The following is an 18,631-nucleotide window of genomic DNA, read 5'->3' as shown; positions in this document are numbered from 1 at the left end:
TTCGGCAAGAAGATCGGGGCGGTTCACCCCGTCGTGCCCCGGCAATCGGTCCACCACCTCACCCAGAAGTTGTCTGCCGCAACGGTGACCACCTGGCAGTTCGAGCGGAGGTTCACCTCGCAGCCACTCGATCTGTCGGCGCCGGCCTCCAACGCTGCTCGATGGCGGGCCAGTTTGCGGTCGTATTCGGCGAGCGAGCGTCGTGCGGAGTCGAGTGCGGGGGCGTGGTCGTGTTGTGCGGCTTCGAGAGTCGAGAGTGTGTGTTCGATTCTGTCGGGGTGGAATATGTCGGCTGGCCAGGAGTCGATGGGGCCTATGAGGCGGTCTTCTCGTACGTAGACTGTGACGGGGTGGTCGATGTCGTCGGCGGTGGCGTACTCGGATGGGTATAGGCACCGGTAGTGCGGGGTCCCGTGATTCCAGTTGCCTTGCATTCGTCGTCCGCAGGTTTCATGGAAGACAAGGATTTTGAACACGTACCCATGTTGCCGACGGGTGGTGGTGCGTCCGGTGGATTTCGGCCTTCCTGCGCTCGACCGGCGGACCCCGATGACACATGGGCACGACCGGGGGGTCAGGGCCAACTGAACGAAATCCGGCGCTGAGCACTCCGGGGTGGTGGTTTCGTTTCTGGATCCCAGAAACCGCCAGCCCACGGCCGAGCAGCCAATAGTGTTGACGGCGTAGGGAGATCGGCATCCAACAGCGCACGACCTGAGCCGGAGGAGCGTTCCCATGCACACCTCGACCGAGGCCTCGAGCGGCCACGCCACCAGGACCACGCACCGTTTCGAACAGGGACCGACCGGGCTCGGCACCTCCGCGGCCCGGATCGTCGAACTTCGCCGGGCCAGCGACGATACAGACACCGCCAGCCCCGCCGATAACGACGCTGGATTGCGCATCCCGCGGTTCACGTTCCCCTGGCCATCGGCGTGCAACCCAGCCGCTGAGCAGGCCGAACAGGGCGCTCTGGCCTTCGCAGCCCGCTACGGCCTGATCCCCAACGAGGAGTATTACGCCCGGCTGGTGCGCACCAAATACGGCTGGCTGGCCGCCCGCTGCTATCCCGACGCAAACCTGGATCTGCTGCAGATCCTGGCGGACTACTTCATGTGGTTCTTCATCGTCGACGACATGTTCGTGGATCGGGTGGAAACCGTTGGGGAGTCCACGATTCCCAATCTGACCGCGATGATCGACGTACTGGACTACCGCAGGCCGGGGAGCGAGCCCGTCTTCGGGGAGTACGCCTGGGTCGATATCTGCACCCGGCTGCAGCTGCAGCTGTCCACCGAGCATTTCCAGCGATTCGCCCATGGCATGCGGATGTGGGCCGCCACCGCCGGCTTGCAGATCCTCAACCACCTGCGGGAATCCTCGGTCGATATCGCGCAGTACGAGACCATCCGCCGCCACACCAGCGGCACCAATCCTTGCCTGGACGTCGCAGACGCGGCCAAAGCCGGTCCGGTGCGTCCGGAGGAGTTCAACGACCCCGTTGCGCAGCGCTTGCGCATGCACGCCAACAACGTTGTGTGCTGGAGCAACGATGTGCAGAGCCTGAAGATGGAGATGCGGCAGCCGGGGCAGTACTGGAACATGGTGATCGTCTACGTCAACAAGGGCCTGACCCTGCAGCAGAGTGTCGACCTCGTCGCCGCCCGGGTGCGAAGCGAAATCGCACAGTTCCAAGAGCTCGGGCTCGGCGTCGAGCCCCTCGCGAGCCCGCAACTCAACGGCTGGATCGATGGGTTGCGACATTGGATGCGCGGCTACCAGGACTGGGTCGAGAACGACACCCAGCGCTATGCCGACGCCTACCTCGACGGCGATTCCGACGACCGGAAAATCGTCGCCACCCGCTGACTATCGTCGCGATCACCTCCAGGCCGGCGTGAGCGCACAGTCGGGAATGCGTGTGGGCCACACTCGAATCCAGCGGCGGGTACGTGATCGAATATGGCCCCGGTGCTCGCGGTGTCGGGTTGCGGGCCTGATGGCTACGCCTGCTCTTCGTCACCGGCCCGCTGCGTACTTGGGGAATTGCCCTGTTCCCCGGTAGCTCTTGCCCGGAACCAGCTTCAGGTCTTCGACTACCGAGCCGCCGGGTGGGAAGGCTCGGCGAGGATCGCAACACGCAGGCCGAGGCGCAGGTTTGTCAGCGGGCCGTGGTGGCGCCGAACCGTAAGGCCCGGTGAGGATCTCAAGGTCGGTGTTGATCGAACTCCACAAGGTTGGGCTGAGTGGCGCCGAACCGTAGGGCGCCAGCGACCACAACCCCTATCGTGCCGGGGATAGTTTTCTCGATGCCTTCTGGCCGAGATGGATTGCAGCCCAGGCAGTGTCGAACAATTCAAGGTGGTGCGTCGATCTGTAGGGCTGCATCCTCGCCGATGTCCTGAAAGCCCAGCGTGGCGGCCCGTGGGTCGTGTCGACAGCGCGCGAGCGTTCATGCACGGTGGCTACGATGCCTTGAAACGACGACATCTCTGACTTCAGGTCGTCAGTTATGCCCGCAAGACGGTTCGCCCGAAGTGACTGAGGATCGGAATAGTCGTAGGTTGCCCATTTGCGACTGTGAAATATCATGAACCGCAAACCAATTGGATGATTGCCGCACTTGGCTGATGCCTACCGGTCGCTGCGGTCGCAAGTGCTGCCGTCGGGGTGGGCGTGAGAGTGGCTGGTTCAGCGTGACGGGACCGACCGAGGCGAGCTGTCGCTGCCCCCGCAAGCCTGCAACGATCCTCGGGTTCGGCCGCCCGGAGCCCGGCGGACCGCCATCTTCAGAAAGCGAACCACGTCGACCTCCTCCAGAGACGGGACAAAATTACGGTTCTATCCGGGATAGCGGCGAACTATGGTCGCTATCAACGAATTTCGCCGCCGCTCCGCCGACAGCAACACATCATGACGACGCGATACAAGCCGCTTTGCCTGACGAACGATCGACGGCTGCGAGCCGATACGTGACCCATTGGCAAACTCTCGGATACTTCTGTGTGGCAGAGCTTTACAAGCTTCCGCACCCTTCAAGATCATCCCTGTGATCGGTTCTGATCGAACCGCGGAAGCCGTGAAGGGGATAGCCGATGTGTGGGATTGTCGCGATAGTCGGCGGACCTCAGCTACTCGACATCGATCGGATGATGGGCGCGATCGCCCATCGGGGCGAGGACAGCTTCGGCACCGTCGAAATCGGACAGCGGTGCGCGCTCGGAATGCATCGCCTGAGCATCGTCGGGGCCGAGAGCGGTGAGCAGCCATTGCGCAGCGGCGACGGCTCGCTGCATCTGGTGTGCAACGGGGAGATCTACAACCACGCGGCGATCCGCTCTCACCGAGCGGGTGACTACGAGTTCCGGACCGGATCCGATGCCGAGGTCGTCCTGGCGCTCTACCAGCAGTTCGGTGCGGCGGCAGTCGAATACCTGGACGGCATGTTCGCCTTCGTCCTCTACGACGAGCAGCGCGACACGTTCCTGGCCGCGCGCGACCGCTACGGCATCAAGCCGCTCTACTACATCCACGACGGCGAGAGCTGGTACTTCGCCTCGGAGGCAAAGGCTTTCCTCGGTCTGGGCCTGCCGATCGATCGGGTTCGCTCGCTACCGCAGGGCGCGCTGGTCACCCCGGACGGTGTCCGGCAGTGGTATTCGCTCGACGCGCACCGCCGAACGAGCGTCCCCGACCCGGCGCTGTTGCGCGCACTGCTCGAGGCCTCGGTCGACAAGCACCTGATCGCGGACCCGGGGATCAGGATCGGCACCTACCTCTCGGGCGGGATCGACTCCAGCATCATCACGGCCTTGTCCGCCAAGCGTCGCCCCGATCTGATCGCCTTCACCGTCGGCATGGAGGGCTCGCCCGACGTCGCGGCCGCGCGGCGGGTCGCCGAGCACCTCGGCATCGAGCACGTGGTGTGCTCCTTCGACATGAACCAGGCCAAGGCGCTGCTGTCGGAGGCCATCCATCAGACCGAGTCCTACAACCAGGTACTGGTTTTCGAGGGCTTGATGAGCATGCTGCTGGCCCGGGAGGTCCGGGCCCACGGGGTGAAGGTCGTGCTCTGCGGCGAGGGAGCCGACGAGATCTTCGCCGGCTACGGCCACTTCCGGACCCAATCGCGCCACCTGATCCCGGCCCTGCTGCGCGAATCGATCGCGAACATCGGCGACAACGAATGCCGCCGAATCGACCGCGCCACCATGGCCCACTCCCTCGAGGCCCGCGTCCCCTTCCTCGATCCGGCGGTCGTCGAATACGGCCTCAACCTCCCAACCGAGGCGATGCTGCGGCCCACCGACGACCGTGTGGTGGAGAAATGGGTGCTGCGCAAGGCAGCCGAGGACCTGCTCCCGGCCGAGATCGTCTGGCGCATCAAACTCGCCTTCGACCAGGGCAGCGGCATCCTCGGCCTACTCGGCGCGGTCGACGACGAGATCACCGACGCCGAACTCACCGATGCCCAGCGCCGATACCCCATGGCCGGAATCACCAGCAAGATCAGCCTGTTCCTGTTCCGAATCTGGCGAGAGCAGTTCGGCGAACTCGGCGGCGACAACATGTTCCGCCTCTTCGGCTACTACCCCACCCTCCAGGCGGTGATCGACGCCCGCTCCCGTGACAACTGGGGCACCGGCGAACCGGCCGCCGACCTCCTGCTCCTGGACGCTCAGCGGGGGTGAGCGTTGCGGGTGGCCGACAGCAGACTGAAATCCATTGGCAGCGAATGAGTTTCACCCAGCTCGAGCCCGGCAGCGGCGAGCAGCGCGCGGTAATGCTCGCGGCTGCGTTTCTACCTCTTCTTCGATTACCTGACAGGTCGAAGGGCCGAATCGGAACGTAACGGCGTTTCCGTCCACGGTGGAACTGACGTCGACGGCTGCGCCGGCGGCATCGACGGCGAACGGCACACCGACTGCTGCTGCGGTCTTTCCATCCGGTGCGATGAGATTCACCAAGAATGAGACGTGAAGTACCCGCTGATACCGAGCCACCGACCGATCATCTTGATCTTGAAGTCGGCTTGGCAACTCCTCCTGTCCGGGGCACCGTTGGACATCCGGATCGGGATGGGTGCGCCGCTGCGGCGGTCGCGTTCGGTTTTCTAGTCCGAGGTTGTCGATGCCTCAATTCGACCGGGGCTGTTGACGTCTGGGCGCAGGACGAGCGGCAGGTACACCTCATCGACGATGTCGATGACGACTTCATCGTCGACCGGCGCGCCGAACAGTAGGAAGTGGTTGCGCAACAGGTCGGGTGCGACCGCCGCGCGGCGAGAGTTCAGGATGGGGCGGTCGACCTCGCCGCGTTCGGCGGCCCGCTCCAGGATGGTGTGGATCGGGCCCGATCCGACCTTGTGCACCCGTTCCCGGATGAGGCGGCCGAGTTCGGGATCGCGCGTCATCTCGGCGAGCAGGCCGCGCAGGATGCTGCCGAAGGGCGTAGCCATTTTCGCGGACATCTGGCGCAGCAGAGCGATGACGTCGGTGCGGAGTGCCCCGGTGTCAGGGATATCGACATCGGAGATGCTGCCGATCTTGCACGCGTCCACCACCAGTTCGGCGCGGCCGGCCCAACGGCGATAGAGGACGGTCTTGCTGGTGCGGGCGCGGATGGCGACCCGTTCCATGGTCAGCCCGGGGTAGCCGACGTCGGCTAGTTCGTCCAGCGCCGCCTGCAGGATGGCGCGCTCCAGTTCCTCGCCGCGCCTGCGCGAGCCTTTGCGGTTGTCGACCGTTGTGCCGACGGATTGCCGGGCGTTCACTGGCGGCTTGGCTCCTGAAAAACGTTGCGGCGCATGGGAAGACACTTTAATCTGAAAATAGAGTACCAAGAGTATCTTATGATCTTAAGGGGACCGATGACCGACATTGTTACGACGCCCCGATCCACCAACGCTCCCACCTTTCCGAGCGACCGCACCTGCCCCTACCAGTTACCCGAGCAGTATTCCCGGCTTCGAGACGGGGAAGCTTCGCTGCGGCAGGTGACCCTCTTCGACGGCCGCCCGGCCTGGGTGGTCACCAAGCATGAGACCGCCCGCGCACTGCTCTCCGACCCTCGCCTCTCGTCGGATCGGACCCACGCCTACTTCCCGGCCACCTCGCCACGCTTCCGCGGTTTCCAGGACCGCCGACAGGCGTTCATCAGCCTCGACCCGCCCGAACACGGCGTCAAGCGGCGGATGCTGATCAGTGAGTTCACCGTGAAGCGAGTCAAGGGCATGCGGGCCGACATCGAGCGGATCGTGCACGGCTTCATCGACGACATGCTCGCCGCAGGCCCACCGGCCGACCTGGTCAGCCGGTTCGCGCTGCCGGTGCCGTCCATGGTGATCTGCCGGCTGCTCGGTGTGCCGTACGGGGACCACGAACTCTTCCAGGACGCGAGCCGGCGGCTGGTGCAGTCGACGACCGCGGCTGCCGCGGTCGCCGCACGCGACGAACTCGCGGCCTACCTGGACGGGCTGATCACCAGAGCACAGGCCGAGCCCGGCCCCGGCCTGCTGTCCGGCCTGGTCGCCGATCAACTGGCACATGGCGAGATCGATCGCGAGGAACTGGTTTCGACCGCGATACTGCTGCTCGTCGCGGGCCACGAGACAACGGCATCGATGACCTCGCTGTCGGTGATCACCCTTCTGGAGCATCCGGATCAGCACGCCGCGCTGCGCGCCGACCCCGGCCTCATCCCGGGCGCGGTCGAGGAACTGCTGCGCTACCTCGCCATCGCCGACATCGCGGGCGCCCGATTCGCGAAGGCCGATATCGAGATCGACGGGCAATTGATCAAGGCGGGCGAGGGCGTGATCGTTTCCAATTCCATTGCCAATCGCGACAGTTCGGTGTTCGCCGAACCGGACACCTTCGACGTGCACCGTTCGGCCCGCCACCATATCGCGTTCGGTTACGGCGTCCACCAGTGCCTCGGCCAGAACCTGGCCCGCCTCGAGCTCGAGATCATCCTCGCGGCATTGTTCGAGCGCATTCCGGCACTGCGGCTGGCCGTTCCTGTGGAGCAACTGACCCTGCGGCCCGGCACGACAATCCAAGGCGTCAACGAACTTCCGGTCACCTGGTGACCATTCCCGCGCCAAGCGCGAAAGGAGTCCACATGCGGGTAACCGCCGACCGAACTGTATGCATCGGTGCCGGGCTGTGTGCACTGACCGCTCCCGGCGTCTTCGATCAGGATGACGACGGCCTCGTGAAGGTGCTCGACCCAGACGCCGCCGACGAACCCGCTGCCCACGAGGCGATCGATATCTGCCCGTCCGGGGCCATAGCGTTCACGGAGTAGCAATGGTGAAGCGGCGCATGGCCCTTTCCGTCGCAGGCGGTTTCCTGAGTTCAATGGATCTCGCCGTTCGGGGACATTGCGCTGATACCAGTACTTCGACAGATACGAGTGCCGATAAGGCCGGCCATAGCGTCTGTCGCGGGACGACCATCGCGACCGCGGTGGGCACCGCAGAGGGTATGGCCGGACCCTGAATGAAGACAGCATCGGGCCCAGACGCCCCGAGCGCCCCCGCGGAGAGCGGTCGAACACACTCAACTCGGTAACAGCGGACGTTCGGCTGACCTTGCGCTACAGCAGGTTCGGACCGAGCGCTCAGCGGCCGTTGCGAATGTTCCGCGAGATCGACCAGCGGCCAACGACTACGGCTCAGTCGAACGACCGGAACGCAGGCAATACCGGACGTTCTCCGATCGCTCCGATGATCCTCCGCCGCCGGTGCGCCAGGTTCGAACAGGGAGTGCCGCAGTGAGTTCCACCTCGATGAGTCGACCTGCGAATCCAAGCTGCATGACGCCGCGAAATCGGCCACCGATCGTGCCGACGCCATCGACGCCCGAAACCTGAGCTGCGCGAAGGCGCCCGTTCAAGAGGACTTCGGGTCCGCCGCAACAGTATTCGGTGAATGGGTTCGCTGTGCCCGCCGGATGCGAGTCCGGCTAGGAGCGTGGGTCGGTAAATGGGGTTGTGGGTTCAGGTGGGTGTGCGAGATCGTTTTGAGGTGATACCCCCGTCGTTGCCTGTTGGAGGACCTTGTGGCCGATCTTGTGCCCGCATCGCTGCCCGCCCCGCCCTATTACGCGGTGGTGTTCACTTCCGTGCGGACCGCTGGTGACGAGGGGTATGGGGACAGGGCCGAGCGGATGCTGAAACTGGCTGCCGACCAGCCGGGTTTCCTCGGCGTCGATTCGGCTCGCGGCGCGGACGGTCTGGGGATCACGGTGTCGTACTGGAGCGACGAGGAGTCGATCGCGGCCTGGCGGGGTCATCGCTTGCCGCCGCCGCGGTGTTGAACGCGACAAACACGCGACCTCTTCACGCCTCAGTCAGCAGAGTCCCACGCGAAGGGCCGCCTCAAAGGCCCAAGCAGCCGAAACTTCCTCGCGCGTGTGTGTGGAGCGTCAACACCCGGTTGAAGCTGCCTCGTTGAGCCTTGGGCTCCTCACTTGCTGAGGATGGTCACCTGCCTGCATTGGCCGGAGTACAGAGTTCCGGACTGGATGCGGCACAGCGCAATCCGGTCCGGAACTCGCTGTGCCTGCTATGCGGCGGCGGTGTCGGATTCTACCTCCCGGCTGCGTGCCGGGGCAGCGGCTCGCTCCCACGGCGCGGGCCGCGGGAAGTAGTTCTCCAGGAAGCACTGCACCCGCGCCACGCGGTGGGATTCCTCGATCTCGGGGAAGCTGCTGTCGTTGAGGCAGAAGAAGTCGACGTCGCGGCGCACCGGCAGCACATCGAGCTGATCGAGCCCGTCGTGGGTCGTGGTGTCCACGTAGTGGACCCGGGCGGTTTCGTGCCGTACCGCCCTGCCGGTCAGCAAGGCGAAGTAGTGGTAGAGCGAGTTGGTCACCGAGATATCGGTGCTGGAGCGGAACGGGCTGGCCTGGGTCCTGGCGAAATCATCGGCGAACTCCCGCTCCATCTCCAGCAGCACACTGCGCCGCAGCGGTGTCGGCGCATGCGCGAGGTGCCGGGTGATCACCTGCCCGAACCGATCCTGCAGCAGTTTCCGGTTCACCCGCGCCCCGTTCTCGAACCCGCTGCGCTGCTTGGTATTCGGGCCGGTGCCGATCCGGAGTTCGGAATCGGCGAACCTGCTGATACCACCGCAGGTGAAGAACATCTCCGGAGCGACAGGACGACCCAAGAACATATCGTCGTTGGCGTAGATGAAATGCTCGCTCAACCCCGGGATGTGCTGCAGCTGCGATTCGACGGCGTGGGAGTTGAATGTCGGCAGGCAGGTCGGGTCCAAAAAGTGCTCCGCCGCACGAACAATCGTCACCTTCGGGTCTTCGGCGAGCCAGCCTGGTGGGGTGGAGTCGGTGGCGATGAAGATCCGTCGCACCCACGGCGCGTACTCCCGCACCGACCGCAGCGCGAACCGTAGTTCATCGATCTGCCGGGTCCGGGCCGGGGCTGTGTCGCCCTCGCCGAGGGTGACGCCGACCGCCGCTTCGGCGCGTCGCCTGGCCACTGCCGGATCGTTGCCGTCGACCCAGGAGAACACGATATCGATGGGGAATCCGATATCGCCCGCATGCGGTTCGAACATTCCCTCCAGGGAGATCCATTCGCAGCCGTATCGCTGGACTGCGATCAGCTCGAGATCATCAGCGGGAAAGCTGTTGCGGGTCAATGCGTTCGGGCGCGGGCAGCGCACCTCGTCGGGGCCGAAGTCCCAGAATTCGACGTCGATGCTGCCCGGGCCCTCGTCGGCGCGCAACAGCGGGGCGACGAGTCCGCGGAACTCTTCGCGCAGTGCCAGCGCAGGCGTGCCTGCGGCGGTCCTGATCAGCAGGAATCGGATATTGTTCGCCAGCAGAATGCCGCGGGTGAGCAGCAGGTTGTCCAGCGCCGACCGCTCGGCACCGGCTCCGGCCATCGGAACACATGTCATCAGGTTCTTCATTCGTCACACCTACCTACGGGCTCAACAGGATTCAGTGAACGCACGAAGGAGTTTGCACGAACGGAAATACGTCGCACGCGACCCCACACGTTGAGCTTCGGCACTACACGACGTATCCCTGCCGGATATCCGGCGGGAAGCCACCTGGGATCAACCCTTAAGCCGGGAAGATCTGTCCTGATCTTGGGCGTCTCTCGACGTCGTGAGATCAGTGGCCTTTGTTCGAACAGGAGCCTCACCTAACGAGGTGCACTGCCACTATAGCCGCATACGCACCACCGTGGCTCCCGGCAACGCGCGCAGGCCGTGCCGACGGCGCCCACCCCTTCTACTGGGCTCTCGACGGTCAGGCGATCACGCCGAGGTCGCGGCGACCTGGACCCACCACCGCGTCCGGATCGGTGGCGACCACCCGGTGCAGCAGTTCGTGGTAGATGTCGCGGAAGTCGACCGTGGACTTCAGATCGCCGTCGTCCAGATCGGTGAGGCTGGGTTCGTCCCCGTAGAAACCGCCTTCGACCGGCGCCCCGGCGACGAAGACCGGACCCGCGGTGCCGTGGTCGGTGCCCTGGGAGGCGTTGGCGTGCACGCGGCGGCCGAACTCGCTGTAGGCCAGCAGGACCACCGGGTGCCCGGCCATGTCCCGTAGGAAGCCCGACACGGCCTCGTCGAAGCGGCCGAGCAGTTGCTCCTGGGTGTGGCGTTCATCGGCATGGGTGTCGAAGCCGCCCAAGCTCACCGAATAGACCCGCGTCGGCACTGCGGCCTTGATGCACCGCCCGACCAGGTCGAGTTGGGCCGACAGCGGATTGCCGCCCGGTGTGGCCTTCGTTCCCTTCAGCACTGAAAAGGTCTGCTCGACAGTCTGTTCCGCCTGGTAGCCGGTGCACACACAGCCCTGTGCGGCGCTGTCGGCCGGATCGGTGGCAGCCAGCCCCGAGAGCGCCGCGGACATCTCCGGCGGCAGCGGCGCCGAGGCAGGATCCAGCGCCGCCGCAGTGTGTTTCACACCGAGCGCCAACTGCGGCAGCACCGATCCGATACTCACCGCACGGACCGGATCGTCGCCGGTGACGTCGAGCCAGCGCCCGATCCAGCCGGTCGGCACCGGCTCGTCCGGCGACGCGGTCTGCCAGATGTCCATGGAACGAAAGTGGCTGTGGTCAGGCTTCGGATAGCCCACGCCGCGCACGATGGCCAGGCGCCGCTGCTGCCACAGCTGAGCAAGGCCCTTCATTGCTGGGTTCAGGCCGAGTCGATCGTCGAGATGCAGCACTTCCTCGGCGCGATAGGCCAATTCGGGGCGAGCGTCGTGATAGGCGTTGTCGGCGTAGGGAATCACAGTGTTGATGCCGTCGTTGCCGCCGTAGAGCGTGAGCACCACCAGCACGCCCGACCCCGGTGGCAGGGGTGTGGTTTCGGCGCGGCGGTGCAGCTCGTCCCAGGTGATGGCGGACGCGCCGAGCACGCCCAGCGCGCCGAGCACGCTGGAGCCGACGAGGAACTGTCTGCGAGTGAATTCCGGCATGGCAGAGGCGCTTTCAGCTGGTGAGGTATTCGGGAGTATTCACAGCGAGGGTGATCAGCCGGGCCGGGTCCGCGACGGCGGCGAGCAGCTTCGCGCTGCGATCCGACCAGCCGCCCACGCCGAGCAGATGTGCCGCGGCGTCGAGCCGGTCCGGCCGCGCCGCCTGCGCGATCGGCGACAGGTCGGCCGTCTTCATCATCTCGGCCGCGGCGGTCAGCCGGGAGTGCGCGGCCGCGCTGGACATCCATCCCTGCCCGCGCGGCCACCCGCCGACGTCGGGCGGATAGAACGGCAGCTGTCCCAGCCCGCGCAGCACCCCGGCCACTCGCCGGACTTGGGCATCGTCGTCGAGCGGGATCCGCAGCGCCCGCACCATACCGATCAACCATTCGACCGGTCCGTGCACGACAGTGTTTCGGGCGGAGCGGAATTCCGCATCCGTGAGGATCGCGGTCACCAGCGCGGATAGGTCGCGGCCGGGCCCGTACGCGGCGGTCAGACGATCCAGCACGGGCGGTGTGGGCGGATTGTCGGAGGCCAGTTGCTGCCAGGTCCGCGTGGCGACATATCGAGCCGATTCCGGGCGGGCCAGTACGATCTCGCAGAACTCTCGCGCGCCCAGCGGACCCGTCACGCCCAGAACGGTTTTCACGCCGTCGTCGTGCCGCTTGGCATCGAGTACCGCACCGCTGGAGCCGATCACCCACCCGGTCAACGCCCGCGCGCCCTCGCGCACATCGGTTTCGGTGTAACCGTTGCCGTGGCCGAGGGCGAACAGCTCCATGAATTCGCGGGACAGGTTCTCGTTGGGCGCCTTGGCGGTGTTCGCGATGCCGTCGAGCCAGCGCAGCATGGCGGGGTCGGTGAGCATCGCAGAGGCCAGCGTGCCGAAATCGCCGGTGCCCAGGCCGCGCAGCGTCGTGTTTTGGGCGGCCATCTCGGCGGCATTGCGCACCTTGGTGGCGGAGGTGGCGAAGTGGTTGTGCCACACCAGGGTCAGCTTCTCGCGCACCGGGACCCGCACGGCGGCCATGCGGCGCAGCCACCACGCGGTCAGGGCATCGAGCTGGGCGGTCAGCTCAGCCTGATAGCGATGCCGGACATCGGCGGTCGCCCCCTTGCCGGGCGGGGTCGGCAGGCTGAAGCTCGGCAGCGGCGTGGCGCGGGCACCGGGATCGGCCTCCGGATCGGTGGCCAAAGCCGTGCGCAGATAGGCGATGGGGTCGGATACGGCATCGATCTCGGCCCCGGTCGCGCCGAATCCGATTCGGCGCAGCACCCGGGCGGTGCCCATCCACTGCAGTGATTGCGTCCCCATATAGCCGAGTATCAGCCGCTCGCGGGCCGCCTCGAGCGGCTGACAACCGACCTTCAGCAGATCTTCAGCCCACCCCGGAGAATGTCCGAGTATGCGGCGGCCGGAACGCATCCGGCCAAAAGAACGCCGAGGGGAGTTGTCTCTTGGTCCGTTCGTAGTCGGCGGCGTCGGTCAGTGCGTCGATCTTGGGGTTTCCGGCGCGGCGCATGCCGCGGCCGACCTGCTCGAACCCGTTATCTGGTCAGCGGGAACGAAATTCGGGATGCTCGCTCGACGCGGCCATCTGATCGTCGGCGCAATCCCGTGGCTGATCAAAGCAATCCGACTTGGCCGGGGGCTGATTGAGTGACGGCCAGCCACGCCGATGACGTGCCCGTCGAAACGGCTGGTGACGCGGCGGGTGGTGGCCGTCCCCGCGGCGGGTGGCCAGCAGCAGTCCGATCAGCAACGCAGCCAGGCCCAGCAGCAGGATTCCCGACCCGATCCACACCTCGGTCCGGGAGTAGACGGGAACATGCTCGGGCGACATCGCGGCGATGGTCAACCCCCTACCGGGTCCACCCGCGAGCCACCATCCGATATTCGCCACGATCGACTCGCCCCTTCCAGGGTCCCCACGGCGCCGTAAACGAAAAGCGTTTACCCCCAGGGGATCCTACGGCCGAGTTGGGTCGCTCGGACCGCCGACGAACAGTCGGGCACAGCCGGGGTTCGAAGTGTGATTGCAGCGGCAAGAGGTCGGGCGATGTCGATGCCGGGAGATGACTGGTAGCGCGGAATTCCTTGTCGCCCTTCGCGCTGCGGTGCCAGTACCCTCGGCAGGGTCGGGGACAACGCGGAGAAGTCAGCTGGGGGTTGTGTGTCGACGATGATCGGCTTCGTGTCCGAGGAGAGCTCGGTGACCGACTCCGGCCCGGGAAGCGGTGCGTCACGTCAGCCGGTGGCGTTGGCCGATGAGCGAATCGGCGTGAACGATGCCATCGCCGCGGCGTTGACGCGGTGGGTGGGGTCGATGCCCGCGTTGTATGTGGTGTTGGTTGTTTTCGGGGCGTGGGTGACTGCTGCGACGTGGTGGGGGCCGTTGCATCGGCTCGATCCCTATCCGTTCCCATTTCTGCTGTTCCTGGACAACGTCGCTCAACTCGTTCTGTGTCTGGTGATCTTGGTCGGGCAGCGTGTGCTGGGTAGGGCCGCCGACCGTCGCGCGGTACAAACATATGAGAACGCCGAGGAGATCTTCCGCCAGGTCGCGGACCTGCAAGCCCATCTGGACCGGCACGATGGGGCGCTGAGCCGGGGCGTCAGTCTGCTGGATTCCAGCCCGCATCCCTGGGTCGAGCGGCACCGGGTGCAGTCTCCGCCGCAGGCCCGCGATGAGGTGGTGACCGCCAACCAGCGGATCGCGGCCTGGCTGACCGGGCGCCTGGGCAATGTGTGGGCGTTCTACCTGGCAGCCGCCACCCAAGCGGTCTGGGTGGTCTCGGCGCAGCTGGGCCTGCAGCGGTTCGACCGCTATCCGTTCGCGTTCATGAGTTTTCTGTCCACCCTGGCTCAGCTGGTGTTCATGATCGTGATCATGGTCGGGCAGGATGTGCTGGGCCGGGCGGGTGATCGCCGCTCGGAACAGACCTTCCTCGATGCTGAGGCCATCCTGTATGAATGCCGTCGTATGAAAGCGCGGCTGACCGCGCAGGACCGCATCATCGAGAGTCTCTCCGGCTACACCGCTACCCACGCCGCCGAGCAGCTCGCCCAGGCTGTCCACGCCGACACCGCCTTGGCCCGTTACGAGACCCACACCCGCCTCGCCGCTGGAGGTGATCGCGGCTCACATAGTGGTGCGCGGCACCGGAATTGGGACGAGCTGGACGAGGAACACAAGCAGTCCTATCGTGTTCGGGCGCGGCGGATCGGTGAGGATCTGGCCGCGATCGGGTGTCTCATGGTGCCCACCTTCGATCCCGCGCTGAGCGTCGCGCTCACCGAGGAGGAGGTGGGGGCGCTGGCCCGGTTCGACTACGAACGCTGGACCAGCGGGCGCACGATCGGCGCGGTCGAGGCCATGGCCGGACGCGACGAGGGCACGATCGCGGTGGCGTGGGACCGCTTACCGGATCAGGCGCGGGCGATCAGCATCGCTGCGGCCCGGCGCGTTCCGGCGGTGCTGGCCCGCGCTGGTTTCCAGGTGCTGCGCGACTCCCGAAGCGCTGGCGGCCCCACCGAAGCCGACTTCACTGCCGAGGATTGGGAAACCCTGCGCCAAGCGCTGATGGCTGCCGGTGTGCTGGTGGCGCTGGCGGAGGGTGTCGTGGATGCCGAGGAGATGTTCGCGCTGATCAAGAAACTCCGGGAGGTCAGCATCACCCACCCCGATCGGTTCATCCGCGAACTGGCCGGGGCGTCCACCTTCGACACGGGTCTGCGACCGGACACCCGCTACGTCGACTATGAGCCGCTCGCGGTGCTGACGATCCGTTCGGCCGTTGTCATTCTCGGCCGAACCGCACCGAACGCGCTTCCCGATTTCCGCGCGCTGCTGGGCGAGATCGCCGAGACGGTCGGCGACGCGAACCAGGAGGGTGGCTTCTTCGGGCTCGGCGCCCGCCGCCGCTACGGCAACGAAGTCACCGCTATCAGGGCGGTCTACCGGGCGGCGGGACTCGAGGACGGCGGTCCGGCCGAGTGACACTCCGGTTCCCCAGTCCGAGGCCGCCGCGGTGACCGGATCTCAACTCCTCACCGCGATGGTCGCGTTTGCCGGTACCACCATCGACGACCTGGTCGTACTCGCGGCGTTGTTCCTGGCCCGCCGGGTATCCGGCCGCCCTGCGGCCTGGATGATCGTCGCCGGTCAATACGTCGGGTTCGTCGCCGTGCTCGCCATTGCCCTGGCCGCGGCGGCAGGGTTGCGGATCGTTCCCGACCGGTGGATCGGACTGGTCGGGTTGGTCCCGATCGGGTTCGGCGTGTGGGGACTGTGGCGGTTGCGAGGTACCGGCACAACTACGCGACCGCCACTGGCCTGCACCGTCACCGGCATCGCGACGCTCGCCTTCGCCAACGGCGCGGACAACATCACGGTCTTCACGCCCCTGTTCCGTAGCCTCCACCTCGGCGGCTCCAGCCTGGCCACGGCCCTGTTCCTGACCCTGATCGGCCTCTGGTGCGTGATCGGCGCAGCGTTGGCAACCAACCGAACCGCGGCAGCCGCAGTCGGACGCATCGCGCACTGGCTGGTCCCCACCGTATTCATCGGCGTCGGACTACTCATCATCCTCGACAGCGGCACCCTCGAAGCGATCGGGCAGGCACTGTGAGGCCGCAACGACCACCAGCACGATCCCACGACTGTTGGACTGGCTTCTCAGTTGGTCGAGACCCCTCTCAGAATCGGGGTGTCTCCCTGAGCGGGTCGTTCGGTGAGTTTGTCGGGCATTGCGAACCATGCGATATGCGGCGGCGAGGGGATGTCCGAACCTTGATTGACCAGTGTCTGCGCGGCCTCCACACTTGATGCGTCGAGCCAACCCGCCCGGCACGAGGGTCGGTGTGGTCATGACGGGGCGACCGTCGGCCAGCGCGATGGTCGTAGATTGTGGAGAGAAGACAATGACTGTGCGGCACAGGATTTCAATCCTCGTCTGTGTGTTCGCTGCCGCCTCGGCGCTCGGTGGTTCCGTGGTAGCTGCCGCGCCGAGCCCGGGGATCATTCAGTTCCAGTCCCCGACCCGCAACATTGCGTGCAGCATGTCAGCCGAAAACGTTGTGTGCATGGTCGCTCAACGCATCTACACCGCGCCCCCGCCACCTCCGGACTGCCACGGCGGCTGGGGAGACGAGTTCGCGCTCCCTGCCGGACAACCGGTCCAGATCGTCTGTCATACCGATCGCCCCGTCGGAAACGACGTCCCGGAGCTGCCCTACGGCGATCAGCGGCAACTCGGAAACATCCTGTGCAGCAGCATGGTTGGCTACCTCGTCTGCACCGACCTGGGCACGGGGCACGGATTCCATCTCGCACGCGAGTTCTACACCATCTACTGATCGGCATCCGTCCCGGGTGTGCGGGCTCTCGAACTCGAACATTCGCTCGTCGGTGCGGCTTCAGTCGTTCGCGAGACCGACTGCCGGCCATCGGATACGGCTGCTCGAGCGCCCGGGCAGCGGTGCGGGTTCAGACGTTCCGTGTCTGCGGGCTCCGCTTCCATCAGTGACGAGGTGGCGTCACGTGGATTGGATGCCGAGGGTGGTCGTGGCGGTGAGGCCGTCGGCGAGCGAGTTGGGGTTCACCGGCGTGACGGTCAACATCGAATCGGCACCGCCCTGTTGGTTGTAGATGTCGTCCTCGTCGTTGTGCCACCGGCGGAAATCGTGCTGGCGGTACGGGTCCAGCGCGACGACCTGCCGGGTGAGCGTCTCGCTGACATACAGCTGGCCGGTGTGGATGTAGTTGCTGCCGCCGTCGGCCTTGACCTTGACATGGATGTGGACGGCCCGGCCGTTGTACCAACCGGGGAAGACGGTACGGAAGCTCACGATGCCGCCGGGGTCGGTGAATTGCACGCCGCGCATGAAGGTTCCGTCGTCCGGGGGCGGCGGGAGTGGTGGTCCGTCCGGGCCGTTGGGCGGCTGGTCGGTGAACTTGGAGTAGAAGCCGAAGGCGTCGCAGTGCCAGATCGCCACCATGGCGTTGACCAGGGGTGCACACGACCCGACATCTATCAAGGTCATCCGTAGGTTCAGCGGGATGCCGGGCTTGTTCTCGGAGATGTCGCTGCGCACCGGTTCGTTGTCGACGAAATACGGACCCTCGATCTCCTCCGGCGAAAGCACCGTCGAACACGTCACCTTGTCGGGGCTCGTTGCCCGGGCGGCCGAGGCGGTGCCACCCAGCACGGACGCGGTGACCGCGGAGATCCCCGCTACGCCCATCGCCGTGAGTGCTTGCCGCCTGCTGGACTGAAATTGGTTCTCGCTCATAGCAATTGACGATAGCGATGGCGCATAACATCCGCGGCCGGATCGAGCGGCAGTAGGGGGTTCCATATGGAAGGAATTACCAACGCGGCCCGGCGGTTGCCGCAGTCAACGTCATCCACGCGAGAGTCGCACGGCCCCAGTCGATTCGGGCGATCGATCGCGGTGGTCTCGGACGAACGCCCATGCTTCCGGGGTGAGTTGTTCGAGGCTGCGTTCGCCGTGTGGGACTACCGATCCCTAGGAGTCGGCGGGGTTCAGCAGTCGGAACATCAAACCCGCCGCGGCGCCGCCGAGCGGCTCGACGACGAGGTAGAGCAGTGTCGACGTGCCGAACAGGCCCATCGCCATGCCGCCGAAGAGCACGGCCGGGTTGAACACGCCGCCGGAGATACCGCCGACCGCAATGGCTCCGGCGGCGACGGTGAATCCGATTGCCAGTCCGTAGAACGAGTTGTTCGGGTGGTCCACGCTGGTAGCGACATTGAGTACCACGTAGGCGAGAGCGAAAGTGAACAGGAACTCCACAACGAGCGCCTCGGCGAGTAGCCGACCCGAGGGACTCCAGACCTGGCCCCGCGGGCCGCCGACGACTATGCGGACGACCGCCGCCGCGACCAGTCCGGCCACGACTTGTATGAGCCAATACCCAACGGCCGCAAGCAGTGTGATGCGGCCGCGGACCAGGGCAGCCAATGTCACCGCCGGGTTGTAGTGCGCACCGGAGATGTGGCCGCCCGCATACACCATGACCATGAGCGTCGCGCCGATCGCTAACCTCGGCCATTCATTGTAATTGGTGACAACTGGTCGCTGAAATGGCGAAAGGTGCTCTGAGCTGCGATAATTCGATTTGTCTAGGATCGAA

The 18,631-nt window shown here is 65.7% G+C and carries 16 protein-coding genes and 1 riboswitch; of the genes, 8 read left to right on the top strand and 8 right to left on the bottom strand.

Annotated elements, in window-relative coordinates; genetic code table 11:
• Window positions 1–23 precede the first annotated feature (23 nt).
• Window positions 24–476: a hypothetical protein gene (locus tag ACIA76_RS41200; RefSeq protein ID WP_397160632.1), complete on the bottom strand. Its 453-nt coding sequence runs from the start codon at window positions 474–476 to the stop codon at window positions 24–26.
• A 259-nt stretch (window positions 477–735) separates the two neighbouring features.
• Between ACIA76_RS41200 and ACIA76_RS41195 the strand changes: the two genes are divergently transcribed.
• Together ACIA76_RS41195 and ACIA76_RS41190 are read left to right on the top strand one after the other, a co-directional pair.
• Window positions 736–1,869 (top strand): hypothetical protein, encoded by a 1,134-nt coding sequence (locus ACIA76_RS41195; RefSeq protein ID WP_397160631.1) that lies wholly within the window; start codon window positions 736–738, stop codon window positions 1,867–1,869.
• 1,226 nt (window positions 1,870–3,095) lie between these two features.
• Window positions 3,096–4,691, top strand: a complete 1,596-nt coding sequence (locus ACIA76_RS41190; protein WP_397160629.1) for an asparagine synthetase B family protein — start codon at window positions 3,096–3,098, stop codon at window positions 4,689–4,691.
• A 422-nt stretch (window positions 4,692–5,113) separates the two neighbouring features.
• On the opposite strand, the gene ACIA76_RS41185 is transcribed toward ACIA76_RS41190, so the two are convergent.
• On the bottom strand, window positions 5,114–5,842 hold the full coding sequence (locus tag ACIA76_RS41185) for a TetR/AcrR family transcriptional regulator (RefSeq protein ID WP_397160627.1): 729 nt from the start codon (window positions 5,840–5,842) through the stop codon (window positions 5,114–5,116).
• Between ACIA76_RS41185 and ACIA76_RS41180 the strand changes: the two genes are divergently transcribed.
• The 3 genes from ACIA76_RS41180 to ACIA76_RS41170 all read left to right on the top strand — a co-directional run bounded on the left by ACIA76_RS41180 (window position 5,807) and on the right by ACIA76_RS41170 (window position 8,321).
• Window positions 5,807–7,090, top strand: coding sequence for a cytochrome P450 (locus ACIA76_RS41180; RefSeq protein WP_397160625.1), 1,284 nt, complete (start codon window positions 5,807–5,809; stop codon window positions 7,088–7,090). The genes ACIA76_RS41185 and ACIA76_RS41180 overlap by 36 nt on opposite strands.
• 32 nt (window positions 7,091–7,122) lie before the next feature.
• Entirely contained in the window at window positions 7,123–7,308 is a 186-nt protein-coding gene (locus ACIA76_RS41175; RefSeq protein ID WP_397160623.1) for a ferredoxin, read from the top strand.
• A gap of 755 nt (window positions 7,309–8,063) precedes the next feature.
• Window positions 8,064–8,321 (top strand): antibiotic biosynthesis monooxygenase family protein, encoded by a 258-nt coding sequence (locus tag ACIA76_RS41170; RefSeq protein ID WP_397160621.1) that lies wholly within the window; start codon window positions 8,064–8,066, stop codon window positions 8,319–8,321.
• Between the two features lie 248 nt (window positions 8,322–8,569).
• Here the strand turns inward: ACIA76_RS41170 and ACIA76_RS41165 are convergent, their stop codons facing one another.
• From ACIA76_RS41165 to ACIA76_RS41150, 4 genes are all read right to left on the bottom strand, one after another.
• Window positions 8,570–9,940 (bottom strand): stealth family protein, encoded by a 1,371-nt coding sequence (locus ACIA76_RS41165; protein WP_397160619.1) that lies wholly within the window; start codon window positions 9,938–9,940, stop codon window positions 8,570–8,572.
• Window positions 9,941–10,015: 75 nt separating this feature from the next.
• Window positions 10,016–10,194: riboswitch (M-box (ykoK) riboswitch) on the bottom strand.
• A gap of 92 nt (window positions 10,195–10,286) precedes the next feature.
• Window positions 10,287–11,468: a DUF1501 domain-containing protein gene (locus tag ACIA76_RS41160; RefSeq protein WP_397160616.1), complete on the bottom strand. Its 1,182-nt coding sequence runs from the start codon at window positions 11,466–11,468 to the stop codon at window positions 10,287–10,289.
• Window positions 11,469–11,481: 13 nt separating this feature from the next.
• A complete protein-coding gene (locus ACIA76_RS41155) occupies window positions 11,482–12,786 on the bottom strand; it encodes a DUF1800 family protein (protein WP_397160691.1) in 1,305 nt (434 codons plus the stop codon).
• A gap of 241 nt (window positions 12,787–13,027) precedes the next feature.
• Window positions 13,028–13,375, bottom strand: coding sequence for a hypothetical protein (locus ACIA76_RS41150; protein ID WP_397160615.1), 348 nt, complete (start codon window positions 13,373–13,375; stop codon window positions 13,028–13,030).
• A gap of 291 nt (window positions 13,376–13,666) precedes the next feature.
• Between ACIA76_RS41150 and ACIA76_RS41145 the strand changes: the two genes are divergently transcribed.
• The 3 genes from ACIA76_RS41145 (at window position 13,667) to ACIA76_RS41135 (ending at window position 16,830) form a co-directional block, all read left to right on the top strand.
• Window positions 13,667–15,472 (top strand): DUF1003 domain-containing protein, encoded by a 1,806-nt coding sequence (locus ACIA76_RS41145; protein WP_397160612.1) that lies wholly within the window; start codon window positions 13,667–13,669, stop codon window positions 15,470–15,472.
• Window positions 15,473–15,503: 31 nt separating this feature from the next.
• Window positions 15,504–16,103 carry a cadmium resistance transporter gene (locus tag ACIA76_RS41140; RefSeq protein ID WP_397160610.1) on the top strand — a complete coding sequence of 200 codons (600 nt, stop codon included), beginning with the start codon at window positions 15,504–15,506 and terminating at the stop codon, window positions 16,101–16,103.
• A 196-nt stretch (window positions 16,104–16,299) separates the two neighbouring features.
• Window positions 16,300–16,830: a DUF6636 domain-containing protein gene (locus ACIA76_RS41135; protein ID WP_397160609.1), complete on the top strand. Its 531-nt coding sequence runs from the start codon at window positions 16,300–16,302 to the stop codon at window positions 16,828–16,830.
• A 180-nt stretch (window positions 16,831–17,010) separates the two neighbouring features.
• On the opposite strand, the gene ACIA76_RS41130 is transcribed toward ACIA76_RS41135, so the two are convergent.
• Window positions 17,011–17,766 carry an intradiol ring-cleavage dioxygenase gene (locus ACIA76_RS41130; protein WP_397160607.1) on the bottom strand — a complete coding sequence of 252 codons (756 nt, stop codon included), beginning with the start codon at window positions 17,764–17,766 and terminating at the stop codon, window positions 17,011–17,013.
• Between the two features lie 237 nt (window positions 17,767–18,003).
• Window positions 18,004–18,513 (bottom strand): aquaporin, encoded by a 510-nt coding sequence (locus tag ACIA76_RS41125; RefSeq protein WP_397160604.1) that lies wholly within the window; start codon window positions 18,511–18,513, stop codon window positions 18,004–18,006.
• Between the last annotated feature and the right edge of the window lie 118 nt (window positions 18,514–18,631).

The organism is Nocardia sp. NPDC051570, assembly GCF_044454005.1.
Classification (GTDB): Bacteria; Actinomycetota; Actinomycetes; order Mycobacteriales; family Mycobacteriaceae; genus Nocardia.
Note: the sequence above shows the minus strand (reverse complement) of the source record. Positions and strands in the feature narration are given on the sequence as shown.